Below are 21,305 nucleotides of genomic sequence, written 5' to 3'. Positions count from 1 at the left end.
AGAGGGGGCCCTGCGACAGTGGCTGGCAGCTTCGTTCATCTGCATGTTCACACTGAGTTCTCGATGTTGGACGGGGCCGCGAAGAACGGCAGGATGTTCGCCGAGGTCGAGCGACAGGGCATGCCCGCGATCGCGATGTCCGACCACGGGAACATGTTCGGTGCGTACGAGTTCTTCCAGATCGCGAAGAAGCACCCGGTCAAGCCGATCATCGGCATCGAGGCCTACGTCGCGCCCGGCAGTCGCACCCACAAGAAGCAGACCTTCTGGGGTCAGCAGGGCGGCCGGATGGCCGGTGGCGACTCCAGCGGTGAGGGCGGCAAGGACGTCTCCGGCGGTGGCCGCTACACCCACATGACGATGTGGGCCAAGAACGTGCGCGGCCTGCGGAACCTGTTCCGGCTGAGTTCCCTCGCCTCCATCGAGGGCTACTACATGAAGCCCCGCATGGACCGCGAGCTGATCTCCCAGCACGCCGAGGGCATCATCGCCACCACCGGCTGCCCCTCCGGCGAGGTGCAGACCCGGCTGCGGCTCGGCCAGTACGAGGAGGCCGTCAAGGCCGCCGGCGCGTACCAGGACATCTTCGGCAAGCAGAACTACTTCCTTGAGCTGATGGACCACGGGCTCGACATCGAGCGCGACGTCCGCCTGGACCTGCTCCGTCTGGCCAAGGAGCTGGACATCCCGCTGCTGGCCACCAACGACTCGCACTACGTCACCGCCGACCAGGCGGACGCGCACGACAACCTGCTCTGCATCGGCGTCGGCAAGAACAAGGACGACCCGAACCGCTTCAAGTTCAACGGCTCCGGCTACTACCTCAAGACTGCCGAGGAGATGCGCGCCCTCTTCGCCGAGCTGCCGGAGGCGTGCGACAACACTCTCCGGGTCGAGGAGATGATCGAGCCGTACGACGAGGTCTTCGACTTCGTCGACCGGATGCCGCAGTTCGACGTGCCCGAGGGCGAGACGCAGGTCAGCTACCTGCGCCAGAAGATCGGTGAGGGCCTCCAGCGGCGCTTCGGCGACAACCCGGGCCAGGACGTGCTCGACCGGATCGAGCTCGAGATGTCCGTCATCGACCCGATGGGCTTCTCCAGCTACTTCCTCGTGGTCGCGGACATCTGCCAGCACGCCCGCGACAACGGCATCCCCGTCGGCCCGGGTCGTGGATCGGCCGCAGGCTCGATGATCGCCTACCTCACCGGCATCACCCAGCTCGATCCGATCGAGCACGATCTGCTGTTCGAGCGCTTCCTCAACCCCGAGCGCATCAACCCGCCGGATGTCGACATCGACTTCGACGACCGCCAGCGCGACCAGATGGTGCGCTACGTCAGCGAGAAGTACGGCGCCGCGTACACCGCCCAGGTCAACACCTTCGGCACCATCAAGGCCAAGGCCGCCGTCAAGGACTCCTCGCGCATCCTCGGCTACCCCTTCGCCATGGGCGACAAGATCACCAAGGCGATGCCGCCGGACGTGATGGGCAAGGGCATCCCGCTCAAGGACCTCTTCGACTCCTCGCACTCGCGCTACAACGAGGGCACCGAGATCCGCGCCCTCTACGACAACGAGCCGGACGTCAAGAAGATCATCGACACCGGCATGGGCATCGAGGGCCTGATCCGCACGACCGGTGTGCACGCCTGCGCCGTGATCCTCTCCTCCACCCCGCTGCTCGACCTGATCCCGCTGCACATGCGGGACAAGGACGGCACGATCATCACCGGCTTCGACTACCCCTCGTGCGAAAGCATGGGCCTGATCAAGATGGACTTCCTGGGTCTGCGGAACCTGGGCATCATTGATCACTGCATCAAGATCGTCAAGGCCAACCGGGGCATCGACGTCGACTGCGACGAGATCCCGCTGGACGACCCGGTCACCTTCCAACTGCTCCAGCGCGGCGACACCCTGGGAGTGTTCCAGCTCGACGGTGGTCCCATGCGCGCGCTGCTGCGGCTGATGAAGCCCACCGAGTTCGCCGACATCTCCGCCGTCTCGGCGCTGTACCGGCCCGGCCCGATGGGCATGAACTCGCACACCAACTACGCCCTGCGCAAGAACGGCCAGCAGGAGATCACCCCGATCCACCCGGAGTTGGAGGAGCCGCTCAAGGACGTCCTCGGCCCCACCTACGGTCTGATCGTCTATCAGGAGCAGGTGCAGCGAGCCGCGCAGACCCTGGCCGGCTACAGCCTCGGACAGGCCGACCTGCTCCGCCGCGCCATGGGCAAGAAGAAGAAGGAGGTCCTGGAGAAGGAGTTCGTCCCCTTCCACGCGGGCTGCAAGGAGCGCGGCTACTCGGACGAGGCGATCCAGGCGGTGTGGGACGTGCTGGTCCCGTTCGCCGGCTACGCCTTCAACAAGTCGCACTCCGCCGCGTACGGGCTGGTCTCCTACTGGACCGCATACCTCAAGGCCAACTACCCGGCCGAGTACATGGCCGCGCTGCTCACGTCCGTCGGCGACGACAAGGACAAGATGGCGATCTACCTGGCCGACGCGCGCGCCCAGGGGATCCGCGTGCTCTCGCCGGACATCAACGAGTCCGTCACCGACTTCACCGCCGTCGGCGAGGACGTCCGCTTCGGGCTCAAGGCCATCCGCAACGTCGGTGAGAACGTCATCGACTCACTGGTCGAGACCCGGAAGACCAAGGGCAAGTACGTCACCTTCGCGGACTTCCTGGACAAGGTCGAACTGCCGGTCTGCAACAAGCGCGCCGTCGACTCGCTGATCAAGGCCGGTGCTTTCGACTCGCTGAGCCACACCCGGCGGGGCCTGGTCGCCGTCGCGGAGAACGCGATCGACGCCGTCATCGGCGTCAAGAAGCAGGCGGCGATCGGTCAGGACGACCTTTTCGGCGCGATCGACGACGGCAACGACACCCCGACCATCGGGCTGGACTTCGTCCTCGACGAGAAGGAGTGGCCGCGCAAGCACCTGCTCTCGACCGAGCGCGAGATGCTCGGCCTGTACGTCTCCAGCCACCCGCTGGACGGCGCCGAGCACATCCTCGCGCGCAACCGCGACACGTCGATCGCGGAGCTGCTGGGGTCCGGCCGGACCGAGGGCGAGGTCAAGCTGTCCGGCCTGATCACGTCGGTGGACCGCCGGATCAACAAGGCGGGCAACGCGTGGGCGCTGATCACGCTCGCCGACCGTGACGGCTCGGTCGAGGTGCTGTGCTTCCCGAAGACGTACATGCTGCTCAGCGAGATGCTGGTGGAGGACAACGTCGTCGCGGTCAAGGGCCGGCTCAACGAGCGGGACGGCGCGCTGAGCATCTTCGGCTCGGAGATGCAGATGCTCGACATCTCCTCGGCGGAGCACGGCGGCAAGCCGCCGGTCCAACTCAGCATCCACGAGCGGAAGATCAACGCCCAGCTGATCGCAGAGCTGAAGCGCGCGCTGAAGGCGCACCCCGGCGACGTCCCGGTCCGCCTGATGATGGAGGGTCACACCCGCAACGTGCTCTTCGAACTGGGCTTCCTGGTGGACCCGGACAACGGCTTCGCGAGCGACATCAAGGGCATGCTCGGGGCCGGTGCCTGGGCAGCGGTGTAGCTGAGCCCTGGGCAGGCGGAGAAGCAGGCGGAGCAGCAGGCGGGGAAGTTGCCTCTCGCCCCTGACGGTGCCATCTCCCTCGCTCCGGAAAGTCAGCGTCTGAGTCCGGCTGCCGCCAGGCTCGTTGCTGACCGCACCAACCGGAGCTGGTGCTCCACCTGACGGTCGATCGGGAGCCAGCGCGGGTCGAACCGCGCCGCGTACTCCGCGCACCACGCGCGGAGGAGGCCGTCGAGGCGGTTGCGCAGCTCCGCGTCCGAGGGCGCGTCCGCGCAGCGGCGGAGCATCGCCGCCGCGCGCAGCGGGATGCGGTGGGACCAGAGTTCGAGCGACGCCACGCGTCCGCCGCTGAGCACGGGCGGCAGCTCCGGGCTGCCCGGGAGGGAGACGCGCGGATCCCACTCGTCCGCCAGCGGCGCGCACGCGCCCAGCGCTGAGCGGGCGCCGCGCGTCAGCGGGCCCCGATCCCGCAGCCGCGCCAGGAGCCCGGAGAGCAGGTGCGCGCGGGCGCGCAGGCGGTCGGCCGCGGCCGTGAGCGCGGGGCCGGGGTCAGGGCAGGGCGTGGTGTCGGCGAGGCACGTGCTGGTCCACAGCGGGACCTCGACGATGACCGTCTCGCCGCCGTAGTGGGTGGGCGCGTGCCAGGTCGTGGTGCCCAGCTCGCGGGAACTGGCGTGGGTGTGGGTGCGCCGGTTGTCGGGTGGCATGACGAAGACGCCGGGCGCGGGCGAGGGCCAGTAGAACGCGTCGTACGGCCCGTCCTCGACGGGGATGCCGAACTCCGTCGCGCTCGCGGCCAGCGTCCGCTCCAGGCCCGGCAGATGACGTGTGCTCTGCACGAACGTGCCGCCCACGTCCGTGCCGTGCAGGGAGCACTGCAGGAACGGGTGCCGCTCCTCGATCACGCGGAGCAGCGCCTCGCTCTCCGGCAGGGCCGCGCCGACGGACGGTGCCCACTCCGGCTGCTCCTCGCCCGCCGGGCGGTAGAAGCCCCGGAGATGCGTGAGCAGGTCCTGCGGCTCCTGTCCCGCGCAGTCGACCAGGCGGGCGCCGTCGGGGTCCAGGCAGAGCAGGAAGTCCCAGCCGATCCCGTCCTGCTCCGCGGGTTCGGCGAGCACGCGTCGGGCCAGCTCCAGCACGGTGGCGCCGCCGACGCATTCGTTTGCATGCGCTCCGGCGACGACGAGAGCGCGCCGGGGCGCGTCGCCGACCGTCAGGAGTTCGAGCGGCTGACCGGCGCGGGACCGTCCGACGGTGAGCAGGCGACAGCGGTCCGGATGCCGGGCCGCCAGGTCGCGTGCTGCCTTGCCGATCTCGTCGAGGCTGGGGAACCGGTCCGTTTCGGTTACTCCTCCGGCTGCGAGCGGGCGGGGGCGCTGTCGGCCGCTTCCGCCTCGGGGTGCCCGTCACGGGGCGTGAAGAGGGAGGTGGCGGCCACCAGGGTCAGCAGGGCCGCCATCGGCCAGACCACCAGGGTGGACTTCGCCCCCAGCGCCAGCGGGCGCGGGAAATTCTGGCCGATCTTGGTGGACTGGGCCAGAGCGATGATCGACTTGCTGTCGAGATGGATACCCAGTTGCCAGGCGATCCAACTTGCCGCCAGCCCGCCCAGCGTCAGCCCGATCGGCACACCGATCCCGCCGTGGCGCTTCCGGGTGACCAGGTACGCGATCACCCCGGCCGCGATGCCGAAGCAGGCCCCGATGATCGCGAACGTGCCGTCCCCGGCGATCTGCTGCTCGCCCTCGGGGTCGCGCAGGTAGACGGCGCTGCCGTCGGAGTAGAGCGGGACCTTGGGGGCGAAGGTGTGCCACAGCAGCCCGAAGAGCAGCCCGACCAGGGCCGAGCCCAGCACGAGGGCGACGCCGATCAGGATCTCCCGCTTGATCTCGCGCGGTGGCTTGGCCGGCTCGGCGGGCAGGGTCCACTGCGTGGGCGGTTCGACCGGACCGGCCGACTGCGGGTGGGGACCCTGGGGCGTCTCAGGGGCGTTGGGTGCGGTCACCGGGACATGGTCGCACGTCCGCTCGCCCGTCGCGCGAACGGGACCTTGGAGAACGGACCCTCGGAGAACAGGACTTTGACGGGCGGGGCCGTGCGGACGGGCCCCTGACTCACGCCCGGGTCGCGGCCTTGCGGTAGGCCCAGGTGGAGACGGTCAGCGAGAGGACCCCGACCAGGCCGCAGACGACCAGGTCGACGACGACCGCCGTCCAGTCCGGACGTGCCGCGAAGCTCCGGGCGAGGGCCTCGACGCCGTAGGTGGAGGGGAGCAGGTCGCGCAGCCACTGGATCGCCTCCGGCAGGTGGCTCGCGGGCAGCACGCCGAGCAGCAGCGCGGCGGACATGCCGAGCTGGCCGAGCAGGGTGGCGATCTCCTGCTTCGGGGCGAGCAGCCCGCACGCCGCGCCGACTCCGGCCAGCGCCGCGCCCGCCAGCGGGATCACCGCCAGCACGATCCACACGTGCACCCAGGGCAGTTGGAACATCGCGCAGCCGACGGCTGCGGTGACCACCGTCCCGGGCACGGTGAAGGACGCGTAGGCCGCCGCCGTTCCGAGCACCACCGACGCGGCCGGGACCGGGAGCGTCGCGTAGTGGTCCAGGCCGCCGGTCGCGCGCAGCCTGCCGAAGTACTGCGACAGCAGGTTGAGCGCCACGAAGGCGACCACGAGCACCGCGGACCCGGCCACCACGTCCTGCGCGGCCTCGGTGTCGTGTGCGCCGACGACGCCGCGCATCATGATCAGGATGCCCAGCGACTGGAAGGTCGCCACGAACATCAGCGGGATCCGGGCCACCTTGGCCCGCGAGAGCTGAGCCCGGTAGACCGCGTTCAGCGCGGGCAGCGCGGAGGCGCGCGGCGCGAGCGGGAACGCGGTGTCGGCGGGGCCCGCGACGGCGGTGTCAGCCGCGGCGACCTCGGGAACGATGGTGGCGCTCACTTCTCGAACCCCTCGTGTCGGCCGCCGAGCAGCAGGTAGACGTCCTCGAGACTGGGCGTGCTGAGCGAGAAGTCGTCCAGCGCGGCGAAGGCCGGGCCGCCGGTCACCTGGGCGACCAGCTCGCGGGCGTCGTCCGGGTCGGTACGGACGGTCCAGCGGCGGCCCTTGACGGCGGCCCGACGGGACAGCTCGGCGACGACGGGCAGGTCGGCGGGGGCCTCGTCGCGCCATACCAGGTCGAGCCGGACGTCGCCGTCGACCATCGCCTTGAGGCCGCCGGGGGTGTCGCACGCGATGATCCGGCCTTCGTCGACCACGGCGACGCGGTCGAGCACTGTCTCCGCCTCGATGACGTTGTGGGTGACCAGCAGCACCGTGGTGCCGTCGGCGGCGCGTCGCCGGTCGACGGCGGACCAGACGGCGCGGCGGGCGATCGGGTCCATCCCGGTGGTCGGCTCGTCCAGCACCAGCAACGGGCGCGCACCGGCGAGCGCCGCGCCGAAGCAGGCGAGGCGGCGCTGGCCGCCGGAGAGCTTGGCCAGCGGACGGGTGGCGATCGGGCCGAGGGCCAGTTCGTCGATCACGTCGGCGGTGGCCCGCCGGGCGTCGGCGCTGCCCAGGCCGCGCAGCCGGGCGGTGGTCTCGATCGCCAGGTGGACGGTCAGCTCGTCGAGCGCGGTCGACTCCTGGCCGAGGTAGGCGAGCAGGCGCGCGGCGCGGTCGGGGTGGCGCACGATGTCGTGGCCGAGGATCTCGATGGAGCCGGAGTCCGGGCGCAGCAGCCCGGTGAGCTGGCGGACCAGCGTCGACTTGCCCGCGCCGTTGGGGCCCAGCAGGCCGAAGACCTCGCCGCGGCGGATCTCCAGCGAGATCCCGGCATTGGCGCGGACCTCGGTGGCGTTCGCGCCCCGGCCCACCCGGTACGTCTTCACCAGGTCCCGCACCGAGCAGCAGGGTGTGGCCGTGCCGAGCGGCGTCGCCTGCGGTGTTGCCACCGTGTTCACGTGCTCCCTCAACGGCCCTGGGTCTCTCTGTGCTGCGGCTGGCGCTGCGGTTGGCCGGCGCTGCGCTTGGCTGGTGCTGCGCTTGGTTGGTGATGCGCTTGGTTGGTGATGCGGGCCGACGGAAAGCCTACGCCGGAGGCGGGCGGTCATGTCGGCAGGGGTGGACGGTTCCTTCTCCCGTTCGGGGACAATGGGGGCCGGTCGAGCTGTTTGGAAGAGGAAGATGCGCAGAAGGTCCGTGCTCCTGGTGGTGTCCGGAGTGCTCGCGGTGGGCGGGATAGTGCTGCCCTCGATCGGGCAGAAGCAGACCAGCGGGGACACTCGGATTGTCTCCGTCGAGGTCAACGGCGGGAAGCCGGTGGTGCTCGGACCGACGGACCGGACGAGCTTCACCTTCGCGGTCACGGCGAAGGACAAGTCGGGGATCAAGTCCGTCGACAAGATCGGGATCTGGGGCGGCAACTACGGCGTGCTCCGGCCCTCGTCGACGACCTGCGTGGCGAAGAGCAAGGAGGTCTCGGTCTGCACCGGGACCGTCTCGGTCGACATCACCAAGCAGCAGCTCTTCGACGACATGGCAGGTCAGTGGCACGTGGAGGCCACGGCCAACGCCAACGACGGCGACCACTTCGAGTCGGACACGGCGGGCGACTTCTTCATCAGGAAGTCCGCCTCGGCCGTCATCACCGGCGTCCCGCCGACCGCCACCACGGGCCAGCCGATCGACATCGAGGGCCAGTTGCAGCAGCCCGACTGGCAGACGCAGCTGTGGGTGCCCAACACCGGCCAGCCGGTCTTGCTCTGCTTCAAGCCGCAGGGCGGCTCGACGTGGCAGACCGTGAAAACGACCACAACGGACAGCCAGGGCTACATGTCCGCGTCGGTGAAGGTCACCGGCACCGGCACCTATGCCTGGGTCTACCAGGGCAAGTACTGGTCGGAGCCGGTGACGACGTCGCCGGTCCAGGTCACGGTGTCCTGAGCCCGGACCTTCAGGCGCGTCCGATCGGGGCGAAGAGCCCGCCGGTGAGGTCGGCGAGGGCCTGGGCCGGGAGCTCGACCTCCAGGCCGCGGCGCCCGGCCGAGACGAAGACCGTCGGGTGGTCCAGCGCGGTCGCGTCCAGGACGGTACGCAGCGGCTTGCGCTGCCCGAGCGGCGAGATGCCGCCGCGGACGTAGCCGCTACTGCGCTCGGCCGCGGCCGGGTCGGCCATCGACGCGCGCTTGCCGCCGACGGCAGCGGCGAGCGCCTTGAGGTCCAGCTGCCCGGCCACCGGCACGACGCCCACCACCAGCGCGTCGTCGACCTCCGCGACCAGGGTCTTGAAGACCCGGTCGGGCGACACGCCGAGGGCCTCGACGGCCTCGCCGCCGTAGGAGTCGGCGGACGGGTCGTGCGCGTAGGCGTGGACCGAGTACGTCACACCGGCCCGGTCCAGGGCCACCGTCGCCGGGGTGCCCTGACCGCCCTTCGCCTTCTTCGCCATGCCCGTCCTCGGTGCGTCGGATCTGTGTGCGCCCACCTGAACCGGCGTCAGTTCGGGTTGAAGGCCTGCCGGGTCAGCTCCACCGCCGGGAGGGAGGGGAGCTTGGCCAGGACCGCCGCCTCGCGGCGCAGCAGGCGCAGTTCGGCGCGGAGCCGGTCGCTCGCCGTCTCGGCGGCCAGCAGTTGCTGCTTGTCGTGGGTGTCCAGCACGGACGCGGCCGCGACCAGGTAGGAGAGGACGGTCGGGTCGTCCGGCAGCTCCTGCGCGCCGGAGACGCTGCTCTCGCGCGCGCCCGCCAGGCGCTTCTGGTAGGCGCGGAAGACCCGCTCCACGCCGGCGGCCAGCACCTTCGCCTCCGGGCCGGTCTGCTCCTCGACCGTCTCGACCTCGGCGGTCAGGTACGGGCCGGTCGCGTCGATGGACAGGATGCGGAAACGGGTGGTCCCCGTCGCCAGCAGCTCGAACCGGCCGTCGGCGTGCGGCTGCAACTGCGCGATCTCGGCGACGCAGCCCATCTCGAACAGCGCCCGGTGCGGGTCGGGACCGAGGCCCGCCAGGGCCGGAGACACGGCGTCCGCACCGGTCGGGGCGACCTCGCGCCCGTCGCGGATCGCCACGACGCCGAAGCGGTGCGGCTCCGGTCCCGCCGTCAGATCGGCCATCAGCCTCCGGTAGCGCTCCTCGAAGACGTGCAGGGGGAGCACCAGGCCTGGGTAGAGCACCGAACCCAGCGGGAAGAGGGGCAGCCGTTCCGTCACGTGCGCAAGATTACGGGCTACTACCGAGTCGGCGTGCAGCTCTGCGCATCGAAGCCCGTCGCCGCGCAGTGATGCGCACCCATGCGCAGGCGGTCGCGCGCGGCCTCGCGGTGCCCGTACCGGGTCGCGCTCGGGGCAGCTCTCCGGTACGGGCGCTCGCAGGGTCCCGGCCCACGGTCGGTTGTGCCGCCCTCCGTGGGCCCGGGAACCTCTCCCACGCTGACGCGCCCGGGGCTCCGCAGCGAGTCCGGCGCGGCCGAACGGGTCCGGGGCCCGTCGTACAAGGTCACCGCCCGTCTCACCGCGGGTATCAGAGAGTGATACGGGAGCACGTCCGTTTCTTCCGTTCTCTAGACTTGACAGCGTGATTTCGCGAATCGACCTCCGAGGCTCCACCGAAGACCCGCGCGGCGGCCTGCTGCCGCGCGCCGAGCTCGACGTCGAGGCCGCCCTGGCGAAGGTGCGGCCGATCTGCGAGGACGTCCATCATCGTGGCGTCGAAGCGCTGATCGAGATCACGGAGCGTTTCGACGGGGTTCGACTGACCGACATCCGCGTCCCGAAGGCGGCCATCACCGCCGCCCTTACGACGCTCGACCCCGCCGTCCGGGCCGCGCTGGAGGAGTCGATCCGCCGCGCCCGTCTGGTCCACCGCGAGCAGCGCCGCACCGATCACACCACCCAGGTCGTCCCCGGCGGCTCGGTCACCGAGCGCTGGGTCCCGGTCGAGCGCGTCGGCCTCTACGTGCCGGGCGGTCTGGCCGTCTACCCGTCGTCCGTCGTCATGAACGTCGTCCCGGCCCAGGAGGCGGGCGTCGGCTCGCTGGCTGTGACCTCCCCGCCGCAGAAGGAGTTCGGGGGCCTGCCGCACCCGACCATCCTGGCGGCGTGCGCGCTGCTCGGTGTGGACGAGGTCTACGCCGTCGGCGGCGCCCAGGCGATCGCGATGTTCGCCTTCGGGGCGGGGGAGTGCCGTCCGGTCAACCTGGTCACCGGACCGGGCAACATCTGGGTCGCCGCCGCCAAGCGCCTGCTCAAGGGCCGGATCGGCATCGATGCCGAGGCCGGGCCGACGGAGATCGTGGTCCTCGCCGACGCCACCGCCGACGCCCGCCACGTGGCCGCCGACCTGATCAGCCAGGCCGAGCACGACCCGATGGCCGCCTCGATCCTGGTGACCGACTCGATCGAGCTGGCCGAGGCCGTCGAGCGCGAGCTGCCCGGACAGGTCGAGGCGACCAAGCACAGCGAGCGCATCACCACCGCGCTCGGTGGCCCGCAGTCCGGCATCGTGCTGGTCCGCGACCTGCAGCAGGGCCTCGAGGTGGTCAACGCCTACGGCGCCGAGCACCTGGAGATCCAGACCGCCGACGCCGAGGCGGTCGCCGCACGCGTGGTCAACGCGGGCGCGGTCTTCGTCGGCCCGTACGCGCCCGTCTCGTTGGGCGACTACGCGGCCGGTTCCAACCACGTCCTGCCGACCGGCGGATGTGCCTGCCACTCCTCGGGACTCTCCGTCCAGTCCTTCCTGCGTGGCATCCATGTGGTGAGTTACGACCGCGACGCGCTGGCCGAGGTGGCCGGACATGTGGTCACGCTCGCCAACGCAGAGGACCTGCCGGGCCACGGTGACGCGATCCGGGCCCGCTTCGACTGGACGGTACCCAATCAGTGAGTGACATCAGGGACATCGACGACCTGCCCATCCGCGACGAGCTCAAGGGCAAGTCCCCCTACGGCGCACCGCAGTTGCACGTGCCCGTGCTGCTCAACACCAACGAGAACCCGTACTCCCTCCCGGACGCGCTGGTCGCCCGGATCGCGGAGCGCGTCGCCGGGGCCGCCCGCGACCTCAACCGCTACCCGGACCGCGACGCCGTCGAGCTGCGCACCGCGCTGGCCGGCTACCTGTCCGCCTCCACCGGACACACCGTCAGCACCGAGCAGGTGTGGGCCGCCAACGGCTCCAACGAGATCATCCAGCAACTGCTGCAGACCTTCGGCGGCCCCGGGCGCACCGCGCTCGGTTTCGCGCCGACCTACCAGATGCACGACCTGATCTCGCGCGGCACCGGCACCGACTGGATCGAGGGCCCGCGCAACCCGGACTTCACCATCGACGTCGTGTCCGCCGAGGCGGTGCTCGCCGCCGACCGACCGGATGTGCTCTTCGTCTGCTCGCCCAACAACCCGACCGGCACCGCTGTCGCCCGCGAGACGGTGGAGCGGCTCTACGACGCCGCCCAGGCCGTCAAGCCGACGCTGGTGATCGTCGACGAGGCCTACGTCGAGTTCTCGCACCGGCCCTCGCTGCTGCCGCTCCTCGAAGGCCGTCCGCTGCTGGTGGTCACCCGGACCATGTCCAAGGCCTTCGGCGCGGCCGGGCTGCGCCTCGGCTACCTGGCCGCCGCACCCGCCGTGGTCGACGCGGTCCAGCTGGTCCGGCTCCCGTACCACCTCTCCGCGGTGACCCAGGCGACGGCGCTGGCCGCGCTGGAGTTCACCGACGTCCTGCTCGGCTACGTCGACCGGCTCAAGGCCGAGCGGGACCGCATCGTCACCGAACTGCGCGCGATGGGCTTGGAGGTCACCGACTCCGACGCCAACTTCGTCCAGTTCGGCCGCTTCGAGGACACCCACGCCATCTGGCAGGCGATCCTGGATCAGGGCGTGCTGGTGCGCGACAACGGCGTGCCCGGACGGCTGCGGGTCACGGCGGGCACCCCGGCCGAGAACGACGCCTTCCTCGACGCCGTCCGCGCAGCCCTCCCCGCCGCCACCCTTTCAACGTCGCGCTCCGCGCGCGCCTCCTCTCTGGAGAACCGCTAACCATGTCCCACAGCGACCAGCACCGCATCGGCCGCGTCGAGCGCACCACCAAGGAGACCTCCGTCAAGGTCGAGATAGACCTGGACGGCTCCGGTAAGACCGACATCGCAACCGGCGTCGGCTTCTACGACCACATGCTCGACCAGCTCGGCCGCCACGGCTTCTTCGACCTCACCGTGAAGACCGACGGCGACCTGCACATCGACACCCACCACACCATCGAGGACACCTCGCTGGCGCTGGGTGCCGCGTTCCGCCAGGCGCTCGGCGACAAGGTCGGCATCCGCCGCTTCGCCGACGCGTCCGTGCCGCTGGACGAGTCCCTTGCGCAGGTCACCGTCGACCTGTCCGGCCGTCCGTACCTGGTGCACCACGAGCCCGAGGGCATGGCCCCCATGATCGGCTCCTACGACACCACCATGACCCGGCACATCCTGGAGTCCTTCGTGGCCCAGGCGCAGGTCGCGCTCCACGTCCACGTACCGTATGGGCGTAACGCCCACCACATCGTCGAGGCCCAGTTCAAGGCGCTGGCGCGCGCACTGCGCTACGCGTCCGAGCTGGACCCCCGCGCGGCGGGCATCATCCCGTCGACCAAGGGTGCGTTGTGAGCACGGTTTCGTTTCTTCTCGTCTTCCTCGGACTGTTCCTGGGCGGCGGCGCCTACTCGTTCTGGAAGCAGAAGCTTCCCAAGGGCGTCATCGTGCTGCTGCTCGTCTGCGCCGTCATGAGCCTGGCCGCAGGCTTCATGCGCATCTGAATGCGCATCTGACCAGGAAGGGACCCCTGCCATGACCGCCAAGAGCGTGGTCGTCCTCGACTACGGCTCCGGCAACGTCCGCTCCGCCCAGCGCGCCCTGGAGCGCGTCGGCGCGGACGCCGTGATCACCTCCGACTTCGACGAGGCCCTTGCCGCCGACGGCCTGCTGGTGCCCGGTGTGGGTGCCTTCGCCGCCTGCATGGACGGCCTCAGGGCCGTCAAGGGGGACCGGATCATCGGCCGCCGCCTGGCCGGTGGCCGCCCGGTGCTCGGGATCTGCGTGGGGATGCAGATCCTCTTCGCCCGCGGCGTCGAGCACGGCATCGAGACCGAGGGCTGCGACGAGTGGCCCGGCACGGTCGAGCCGCTGCGCGCGCCCGTCGTGCCGCACATGGGCTGGAACACCGTCAAGCCGGCCGAGAGCTCCCGGCTCTTCGCCGGCCTGCCGGCGGAGGCCCGGTACTACTTCGTGCACTCCTACGGCGTGCGCCACTGGGAGCTGTCGCCGATCGAGCAGCTGCGCCCGCCGCTGGTCACCTGGGCCGAGCACGGCGAGCCGTTCGTCGCCGCCGTGGAGAACGGCCCGCTCTCCGCCACGCAGTTCCACCCCGAGAAGTCCGGCGACGCCGGCGCCGCCCTGCTCAAGAACTGGATCGACACGCTGTGACCACCAACAAGTTGACCCTCCTCCCTGCTGTCGACGTCCGCGACGGCCAGGCGGTCCGCCTGGTCAAGGGCGCGTCCGGCTCGGAGACCTCCTACGGAGAGCCGCTTGCCGCCGCGCTCGCCTGGCAGCAGGCCGGGGCCGAGTGGATCCACCTGGTCGACCTGGACGCCGCCTTCGGCACCGGCGACAACCGCGCGATGCTGGCCGAGGTCACCGGCCGACTCGACGTCAAGGTCGAGCTCTCCGGCGGCATCCGGGACGACGAGTCGCTGCGCGCCGCGCTGGCCACCGGCTGCGCCCGAGTGAACCTCGGCACCGCCGCGCTGGAGTCCCCGGAGTGGGTCGCCAAGGTCATCGCGGAGTACGGCGACAGGATCGCCGTCGGCCTCGACGTGGTCGGCACCACGCTGCGCGGCCGCGGCTGGACCAGCGAGGGCGGCGACCTCTACGAGGCGCTGGCCCGCCTGGACGCCGAGGGCTGCGCCCGCTACGTCGTCACCGACGTGGACAAGGACGGCACGCTGACCGGCCCCAACCTCCAGCTGCTGCGCAACGTCTGCGCCGCCACCGACCGGGCCGTCGTCGCCTCCGGCGGCGTGTCCTCGCTGCAGGACCTGCGTGACATCGCGACGCTGGTGCCCGAAGGTGTGGAGGGGGCCATCGTGGGCAAGGCCCTCTACGCGCAGGCGTTCACGCTCGAAGAGGCTCTCGCAGCAGTGTCCTGACACCGATGGAGGTCGCGGGATGACGCAGGATCGACGGCACGTGGGCGGTTACTCCCCCTGGGAGGAGCAGTACGGCTTCGCACGCGCCGTCGCCGCAGGGGATTTCGTCTTCGTCTCGGGCTGCACCGCCTGGGACGACGGCTCGGTCCGGTTCGAGGGATCCCCCTACGACCAGACCGTGGCCGCCTTCGGCGTGGCCCTGGACGCGCTCTCCCGCTTCGGCCTCGGCAAGGCGGACGTGGTCCGCACCCGCCTGTACGTCACCCACGCGCGTGACACCGACGAGGTCGGCCGGGCGCATCGCGAGATCCTCGCCGAGGTCCGTCCCGCCTGCACGATGGTCGTCGTCAACGCGCTGCTCGACTCGCGGATGTCCGTGGAGGTCGAGGTCGACGCCTACAAGAAGAACTTGGAGCTTCCCAGATGACCCTCGCGGTCCGCGTGATCCCCTGCCTGGACGTCGACGCCGGTCGGGTGGTCAAGGGCGTCAACTTCCAGAACCTGCGCGACGCGGGCGACCCGGTCGAGCTGGCCAAGCTCTACGACGCCCAGGGAGCCGACGAACTGACGTTCCTGGACATCACCGCCTCCTCGGGCGACCGGGAGACCACCTACGACATCGTGCGCCGCACGGCGGAGCAGGTCTTCATCCCGCTGACGGTCGGCGGCGGCGTCCGCACCGTCGACGACGTGGACAAGCTGCTGCGCGCGGGCGCGGACAAGGTCGGCGTCAACACCGCCGCCATCGCCCGGCCGGAGCTGATCCGCGAGATCGCGCAGCGCTTCGGCCGCCAGGTGCTGGTGCTGTCCGTGGACGCGCGGCGGGTTCCGGAAGGGACCGAGGCCGGGTCCACGGCGTCCGGCTTCGAGGTCACCACGCACGGCGGGCGCACCGGCACCGGCATCGACGCCGTCGAGTGGGCGACCCGGGCCGCCGAGCTCGGTGCCGGCGAGATCCTGCTGAACTCGATGGACGCCGACGGCACCAAGGACGGCTACGACCTGGAGATGATCACCGCGGTGCGCAAGGCCGTCTCCGTCCCGGTCATCGCCAGTGGCGGCGCGGGCAAGCTCGCCGACTTCGCCCCGGCGGTCACGGCCGGAGCCGACGCGGTGCTGGCGGCCAGCGTCTTCCACTTCGGCGATCTGACGATCGCGGAGGTCAAGCAGTCCCTGCATGAGGACGGGCACCCCGTTCGGCTCTGACGCGGACTCCGAACGGACGCGCCCGGATTGCCGGACCAGCTGGTGACGCTCTGATACTGAACGAGTGCGGAAAGGCATCCTGCAACGCCTCGGTGAATGGTGCGCTCGCCACGCGATCGTCGTGATCGTGATGTGGCTGGTGGTCCTGGGCGTGCTGCACGGCCTGCAGAACACCATCGGCGGCACCTATTCCGACGACTTCAACCTCCCTGACAGCCAGTCGCAGAAGGGTGCGAACGTCCTCCAGGCGAACGCCCCGAGCATCGGCGGCACCAGCGCGACGATCGTGATGCACGACGCGAAGCCGCTGACGGACTTCACCACCCAGGTGAACCAGGCCGTCTCCTCGTTGCAGCACCTCGACCACGTGCTGTCCGTGCAGAACCCGCTGCCGCAGCCGAACTCCTCCGGCGGCACGACCCAGACCGGCGCGCTGTCCAAGGACGGCACGATCGGGTACATCACGGTCCGCTTCGACAAGAATCCCGCCGCGCTGGGCAGCGACTACCTGAACGGCGTCGACGCCGCGGTCGGGCCGCTGCGCTCGGCGGGAGTGGAGGTCGAGTACGGCGGACCGCTGGGGGAGGCGGCCAGGCCTCATGCCAAGGACCTGACCAGTGAGGCCATCGGCTTCGCGGTGGCCATCGTGGTCCTGGTCGTCGGCTTCGGCAGTCTGATCGCAGCCGGGCTGCCGTTGGTGACGGCCCTGATCAGCGTGATCGTGGGGCTCAGCTGCCTCAGCCTGCTCGCGGCCGCCATCGACTTCGCCAGCGTCTCGCCGACCCTGGCCACCATGATCGGCCTCGGCGTGGGCATCGACTACGCGCTGTTCCTGATCACCCGCTTCCGACAGCTGATCATGGACGGGGAGGAACCCCACGTCGCGGCAGGTGTCGCCGTCACCACGAGCGGGCGCGCGGTCCTGGTCTCGGGCTGCACCGTCATCGTGGCCCTGGCCGGCCTGTACGTGTCGGGCCTCAGCTTCATCGGCCGTCTCGGCATCGCGGCCGCGGTCACGGTGATCACCGCCGTGGCCGGCGCACTCACCCTGGTGCCGGCGCTGGCCGGGCTGATCGGGCCCCGGATCGACCGGTTCTGTCTGAAGACTCCCGTGGCCGAGGGCGGTCCGGTGGCCGGAGAGGACGCCGGGGCGAAGGCCGAGGAGCCCGAGGAGGAGCAGCACGGCTTCTGGCACCGCTACGCCCAGCGCGTCGAGCGCCGCCCGTGGTGGTTCCTGGCGGCGGGCGTGGTGGTGCTCGGGATCCTGGCGATCCCGCTCTTCTCGATCCGGCTCGACCATATCGACGACGGCGCGGACCCGACCTCCTTCACCGACCGCCGTGCCTTCGACCTGATCAGCCAGGGCTTCGGGCCGGGTGCCAACGGGCCGTTCACCCTGGTGATCGACCAGAGCTCGGTGCCGTCGAGTCAGCGGTCCACGCTCGCGGCCGACATGCAGAAGGCGCTGACCGGCGTCCCGAACGCGGCCAGCGTCAGCCCGCTCCAGCCCACCAGCAACGGGAACGTCCTGACCGGCACGGCGATCTCGACCGGGCGGCCGCAGGATGCCGCCACCACCCACCTGTTCAACCACCTCAAGGACGTCGCCCTGCCGCAGGGCGCCACCGGTACGACGGCCAAGACCTACGTGACCGGGGTGACCGCCGCCCAGCAGGACTTCACCGAGATCATCAGCTCCAGGCTGGTGCTGATCATCGCGGTCGTGGTCGCGCTGGCGTTCCTGATCATCCTTGCGGTCTTCCGAGGCATCCTGGTCGCGCTCAAGGCGGCCGTACTGAACCTGTTCTCGATCGGCGCCTCCTACGGTGTGGTGGTCGCGGTCTTCCAGTGGGGGTGGGGCGGCACCGCGCTGGGCGTCGCCGGGAAGGTGCCGATCGAGAGCTACGTGCCGATGATGATGTTCGCCATCATCTTCGGTCTCAGCATGGACTACGAGATCTTCCTGCTCTCCCGCGTCCACGAGGCGTGGTTGCGCACCCAACGAGCCGAGGACAGCGTCGCCTACGGCCTGGAGATCACCGCACGGGTGATCACCTGTGCGGCGCTGATCATGTTCAGCGTTTTCGCGGCCTTCATCCTGAGCGACAGCATCGTGGTCAAGATGCTCGGCCTGGGCCTCGCCGTCAGCGTCCTGGTGGACGCCACCGTCGTCCGGCTGCTTCTGGTCCCGGCTGTGATGACGCTGCTCGGACGGCACGCCTGGTGGGTGCCCCGGTGGCTGGACCGGCTGCTGCCGCACCTCGACACCGAGGGTGAGGCGGCGCTCCACCAGGCGACCGAAAAGCCCTCGAAGGACTCCTAGCCGCTAGCCGACCAGGGGTCCGGTCACCGGGAGCACGACCTCGCACGGGACCGGCTGCCGGTGGGCCGGGTCGAGGGCGTTGAGCATGTCCGTCAGGGCCACCGGGTCGTAGGCGATCTCCAGGTGGTCGGACTGGTCCAGCGCGCACTGGTCCTGGACGGTGATGTCCGTGACGTTCGGCGCGGCAGGCAGGAAGGCGTTGGTGTACGGGGTGACCACCTCGTCGTCCTTGGTGGCGATGACGGTGTAGTCGATCCCCGCCACGGTCTCGCCGCCCGCGTTCAGCGCGGTCAGGAACGACGAGCCGACCTCCTGCTCGACACAGGACGCGCACGCCGCGCTCAGCAGTCCGTTGGCGGGCTCCAACACGTTGAGCTGTTGGGCGAGTTGGGTGATGCCGTCCAGCGTGGTGCCGTTGTTGGAGGGCGAGAGCGCCACCAGCTTGGCCACCTTGGCCGCGCCGCCGAGGTCCTTGATGTAGTAACGCGGCATCATGCCGCCCTGGGAGTGGCCGACCAGGTCGATCCTGGCCGCGCCGGTGGCGCCCAGCACCTGGTCGACGAAGGACGACAGCTGGGCGGCCCCGTCCTCGATCGCACCGGTGCCCTGGATCGGCGACGACGCGCTCGGCCCGCCGTAGTCGAAGGCGAAGACGCAGTAGCCGTCGTCCACGAGGAGCGGCGAGGCGCCGCCCCAGTTGTCGTTCATGTTCTCCAGCGTCCCGTGCACCAGGACCACCGGGTCCGGGTGGGCGGCGCTGGGCTTGCAGCTCCAGTCGTTCGCTCCGGCCGGGGCGCTGCCGGGAGCGAAGAAGCCGGCCGCGAAACCGATGTTGAAGTGGTAGTCCACCGGATACCAGGCGGCGGACGCCGGTTGTGCTGCGAAAGCCGTGATTCCGGCCGCCGCGACGACCACCGCGAGTGTTCTTCTGCGCATGGGAGTCTCCGTCCTCGACCCGTTCGTCCGAGAATTTCGGGTGGATTTCGGCGAGGATGCTAGGAAATCCGGGAGGAGTGGTCAAGAAGAATGGCAGCGCGAGGCGAATCGTGAGCGGAACTGCCCCGAACGCGTGCCCGGCCGCGCTGAAACGCTCACGAAACCTCGTGGAACATGCTGGTGCATCCCTATTGACCGGCCGGTAACATCGCCTCATACTGGCCGGTAGCGTAGGAGGGAGCAGGCTTGAGCGAGCCGTGGAGTGTATTGCCCAGATCGCTGGCCGCCGAACTGCGCAAGGAAGAGCGGGCCATCGCGGCGGAAATCATCGGGGAGATCAGACAACAGGTGCCCGAATTCTCCCGGCCGCTTTCCGGGAAATTCGGTGCGGGAATCCAGCACGGTGTCGAGACCGCGCTCGCGGAATTCGCCGACCTGATCGAGGGAGCCCGGCGCGACACCCCCGAACGCATGCGCGTGTACCGCGCGCTGGGCCGTGGGGAGCTGGCCGAGGGCCGCAGTCTGGACGCGTTGCAGGCCGCCTACCGGCTGGGCGCGCGCGTCGCCTGGCGCCGCTACGCCCGGATCGCCCGTCGGGTCGGGCTGGGCACCGAGCTGCTGGTCGTGCTGGCCGAGGCGATCTTCGCGCACATCGACGAACTCGCCGCCGCCTCGGTCCGCGGCTACGCCCGTGCCCAGGTCGACGAGGCGGGCGAACTCGGCCGCGCCCGTTCCCAGTTGCTCGCCCTGCTGACACGGGGTGGTGGCGATCTGAAGCACCTGGAGGCCGCGGCGGAGCTCGCCGACTGGCCGCTGCCGTGGCATCTCTGTGCGGTTGCGCTCGCATCGGACCCGCCGTCGCCGGGCGGCGGACCGAGCAGGTCGGCCGGGCCGCGAGGACACGGGTTGCCGGAGGCGGTCCTGGCCGAACTCGACGGCCCGGAACCGTTCCTGGTCGTGCCCGAGCCGTCACTCCAGCTGCGCGACCCCCAGATCCAGGCGCTGCTGGCCACCCGCCGCGCGGTCATCGGCCCCACCGTGCCGCCCGAGCAGGCCGCGGACTCGCTCCGCTGGGCGCGGGCGCTGCACACGCGGGCGCTGCACACGCGGGCGGCGACGGAGACGGCGAGGGAGACCGGGTCGCCGGTCGTCTGCGACGCGCACCTGTCCGACCTGCTGCTGCTCGCCGACGAGCCGCTGATCCGGCTGATCACGGCGCGGCGGCTGCAGCCGCTCGAAGGGCTGACGCCCAAGCAGTACCAGCGCCTCGCCGAGACGCTGCTGGCGTGGCTGCAGACGAACCGGGGCAGCGCACCGGAGGTCGCCGCGCGACTGGGGATCCACCCGCAGACCGCGCGGCAACGCCTGCACCAGGTCCAGCGCCTGTTCGGCCCGGCGCTGGCCGACCCCGACTCCCGGTTCGAGCTGGAGATCGCGCTCAGATCCCGAACTTCGCCCCCATGACCTTGGCCACGGCCTCCTCGTCGCCCTCGAACTCGACGCGAGCGTGCGCCTGACGGCCCATGCCGAACATCACCAGCTCGCCCGGCTCACCGGTCACGGTCACCACGGGCGAGCCCTTCTTCGCCACGGCGGTCTGTCCGTCCGGACGGCGCAGCACCAGCCCGACGGGGGAGCGACGTCCGTTCAGTCGCGCCATCCCGCTGATCCGCTTCCACAGCGCCTCGCTCAGCTCCTCGTCCAACACCCGTGCCGACCAGTCGGGTTGGGCGCGACGCACGTCCTCGCTGTGGACGAAGAACTCCATCGTGTTCCCGGCGTCCTCCATGCCCGGCAGCCGGAACGGCGAGTAGGCGGGCGGCCCGACCCGGATCGCCTCGACCAGCTCGGCGTACGGCTTGGCCACGTAGTCGCTCCGCACCCGCTCCAGCCGCGCGGCCAGGGGCTTCAACAGGATCCCGCCGGCGGCGTCCGGCCGTCGCTCCCGGACGACCACGTGTGCGGCGAGGTCCGCGGTGTTCCACCCCTCGCACAGCGTCGGGGCCTCGGGGCCGACGCTCTCCAGCAGATCAGCCAGCAGCAGGCGCTCACGGCGTCCCAGATTCGACATGGCCCAAGGGTACGGCGG

Annotated in this window: 20 protein-coding genes; 12 read left to right on the top strand and 8 right to left on the bottom strand. The window is 70.6% G+C overall.

The genetic code is table 11. The features are described 5' to 3' along the window. Window positions 1-18 precede the first annotated feature (18 nt). A complete protein-coding gene (gene dnaE / locus ABH928_RS10580) occupies window positions 19-3,576 on the top strand; it encodes a DNA polymerase III subunit alpha (RefSeq protein ID WP_370064605.1) in 3,558 nt (1,185 codons plus the stop codon). Between the two features lie 92 nt (window positions 3,577-3,668). On the opposite strand, the gene ABH928_RS10575 is transcribed toward dnaE, so the two are convergent. The 4 genes from ABH928_RS10575 to ABH928_RS10560 all read right to left on the bottom strand — a co-directional run bounded on the left by ABH928_RS10575 (window position 3,669) and on the right by ABH928_RS10560 (window position 7,516). Beyond that, window positions 3,669-4,868 (bottom strand): M14 family zinc carboxypeptidase, encoded by a 1,200-nt coding sequence (locus ABH928_RS10575; protein ID WP_370065008.1) that lies wholly within the window; start codon window positions 4,866-4,868, stop codon window positions 3,669-3,671. A 53-nt stretch (window positions 4,869-4,921) separates the two neighbouring features. Further along, the gene (locus ABH928_RS10570) at window positions 4,922-5,581 is read right to left on the bottom strand and encodes a hypothetical protein (RefSeq protein WP_370064603.1); all 660 of its coding nucleotides are present in this window, start codon (window positions 5,579-5,581) and stop codon (window positions 4,922-4,924) included. A 109-nt stretch (window positions 5,582-5,690) separates the two neighbouring features. Then, window positions 5,691-6,509: an ABC transporter permease gene (locus tag ABH928_RS10565; protein ID WP_370065006.1), complete on the bottom strand. Its 819-nt coding sequence runs from the start codon at window positions 6,507-6,509 to the stop codon at window positions 5,691-5,693. 8 nt (window positions 6,510-6,517) lie between these two features. Beyond that, a complete protein-coding gene (locus tag ABH928_RS10560; protein ID WP_370064601.1) occupies window positions 6,518-7,516 on the bottom strand; it encodes an ABC transporter ATP-binding protein in 999 nt (332 codons plus the stop codon). 232 nt (window positions 7,517-7,748) lie between these two features. Between ABH928_RS10560 and ABH928_RS10555 the strand changes: the two genes are divergently transcribed. Beyond that, window positions 7,749-8,507 carry a hypothetical protein gene (locus ABH928_RS10555; RefSeq protein WP_370064599.1) on the top strand — a complete coding sequence of 253 codons (759 nt, stop codon included), beginning with the start codon at window positions 7,749-7,751 and terminating at the stop codon, window positions 8,505-8,507. A gap of 10 nt (window positions 8,508-8,517) precedes the next feature. On the opposite strand, the gene ybaK is transcribed toward ABH928_RS10555, so the two are convergent. Further along, window positions 8,518-9,012: a Cys-tRNA(Pro) deacylase gene (ybaK, locus tag ABH928_RS10550; protein ID WP_370064597.1), complete on the bottom strand. Its 495-nt coding sequence runs from the start codon at window positions 9,010-9,012 to the stop codon at window positions 8,518-8,520. A gap of 47 nt (window positions 9,013-9,059) precedes the next feature. After that, window positions 9,060-9,770, bottom strand: coding sequence for an LON peptidase substrate-binding domain-containing protein (locus ABH928_RS10545; RefSeq protein ID WP_370064595.1), 711 nt, complete (start codon window positions 9,768-9,770; stop codon window positions 9,060-9,062). Between the two features lie 364 nt (window positions 9,771-10,134). On the opposite strand from ABH928_RS10545, the gene hisD reads away from it, so the two are divergent. From hisD to ABH928_RS10500, 9 genes are all read left to right on the top strand, one after another. Next, complete coding sequence (hisD, locus tag ABH928_RS10540; protein WP_370064593.1) at window positions 10,135-11,445, top strand: histidinol dehydrogenase; 1,311 nt, start codon at window positions 10,135-10,137, stop codon at window positions 11,443-11,445. 5 nt (window positions 11,446-11,450) lie between these two features. Then, window positions 11,451-12,599, top strand: a complete 1,149-nt coding sequence (locus ABH928_RS10535) for a histidinol-phosphate transaminase (protein ID WP_370065004.1) — start codon at window positions 11,451-11,453, stop codon at window positions 12,597-12,599. 2 nt (window positions 12,600-12,601) lie between these two features. Continuing rightward, a complete protein-coding gene (gene hisB / locus ABH928_RS10530; protein ID WP_370064591.1) occupies window positions 12,602-13,210 on the top strand; it encodes an imidazoleglycerol-phosphate dehydratase HisB in 609 nt (202 codons plus the stop codon). Then, window positions 13,207-13,359 carry a hypothetical protein gene (locus ABH928_RS10525; RefSeq protein ID WP_370064589.1) on the top strand — a complete coding sequence of 51 codons (153 nt, stop codon included), beginning with the start codon at window positions 13,207-13,209 and terminating at the stop codon, window positions 13,357-13,359. Before hisB ends, ABH928_RS10525 begins: the two co-directional genes overlap by 4 nt. A 31-nt stretch (window positions 13,360-13,390) precedes the next feature. Beyond that, window positions 13,391-14,026: an imidazole glycerol phosphate synthase subunit HisH gene (hisH, locus tag ABH928_RS10520; RefSeq protein ID WP_370064587.1), complete on the top strand. Its 636-nt coding sequence runs from the start codon at window positions 13,391-13,393 to the stop codon at window positions 14,024-14,026. Further along, window positions 14,023-14,751 carry a bifunctional 1-(5-phosphoribosyl)-5-((5-phosphoribosylamino)methylideneamino)imidazole-4-carboxamide isomerase/phosphoribosylanthranilate isomerase PriA gene (gene priA / locus ABH928_RS10515; RefSeq protein ID WP_370064585.1) on the top strand — a complete coding sequence of 243 codons (729 nt, stop codon included), beginning with the start codon at window positions 14,023-14,025 and terminating at the stop codon, window positions 14,749-14,751. The genes hisH and priA overlap by 4 nt, the downstream gene beginning before the upstream one ends. A 19-nt stretch (window positions 14,752-14,770) precedes the next feature. Beyond that, complete coding sequence (locus tag ABH928_RS10510) at window positions 14,771-15,178, top strand: RidA family protein (protein ID WP_370064583.1); 408 nt, start codon at window positions 14,771-14,773, stop codon at window positions 15,176-15,178. Beyond that, entirely contained in the window at window positions 15,175-15,957 is a 783-nt protein-coding gene (gene hisF / locus ABH928_RS10505) for an imidazole glycerol phosphate synthase subunit HisF (protein ID WP_370064581.1), read from the top strand. Before ABH928_RS10510 ends, hisF begins: the two co-directional genes overlap by 4 nt. Window positions 15,958-16,021: 64 nt before the next feature. Next, window positions 16,022-18,280 carry an MMPL family transporter gene (locus ABH928_RS10500; RefSeq protein ID WP_370064579.1) on the top strand — a complete coding sequence of 753 codons (2,259 nt, stop codon included), beginning with the start codon at window positions 16,022-16,024 and terminating at the stop codon, window positions 18,278-18,280. A 3-nt stretch (window positions 18,281-18,283) separates the two neighbouring features. Here ABH928_RS10500 and ABH928_RS10495 read toward each other — a convergent pair whose 3' ends face one another. Beyond that, window positions 18,284-19,216 carry an esterase/lipase family protein gene (locus ABH928_RS10495; protein WP_370064577.1) on the bottom strand — a complete coding sequence of 311 codons (933 nt, stop codon included), beginning with the start codon at window positions 19,214-19,216 and terminating at the stop codon, window positions 18,284-18,286. A 267-nt stretch (window positions 19,217-19,483) separates the two neighbouring features. Here ABH928_RS10495 and ABH928_RS10490 point away from each other — a divergent pair, with 267 nt between their 5' ends. Next, entirely contained in the window at window positions 19,484-20,680 is a 1,197-nt protein-coding gene (locus ABH928_RS10490; RefSeq protein WP_370064575.1) for a helix-turn-helix domain-containing protein, read from the top strand. Here ABH928_RS10490 and ABH928_RS10485 read toward each other — a convergent pair. Next, window positions 20,655-21,287, bottom strand: a complete 633-nt coding sequence (locus ABH928_RS10485; RefSeq protein WP_370064573.1) for a TIGR03085 family metal-binding protein — start codon at window positions 21,285-21,287, stop codon at window positions 20,655-20,657. The genes ABH928_RS10490 and ABH928_RS10485 overlap by 26 nt on opposite strands. Between the last annotated feature and the right edge of the window lie 18 nt (window positions 21,288-21,305).

The sequence above is a fragment of the Streptacidiphilus sp. MAP5-3 genome (genome assembly GCF_041262505.1).
GTDB lineage: Bacteria > Actinomycetota > Actinomycetes > Streptomycetales > Streptomycetaceae > Streptacidiphilus.
Note: the sequence above shows the minus strand (reverse complement) of the source record. Positions and strands in the feature narration are given on the sequence as shown.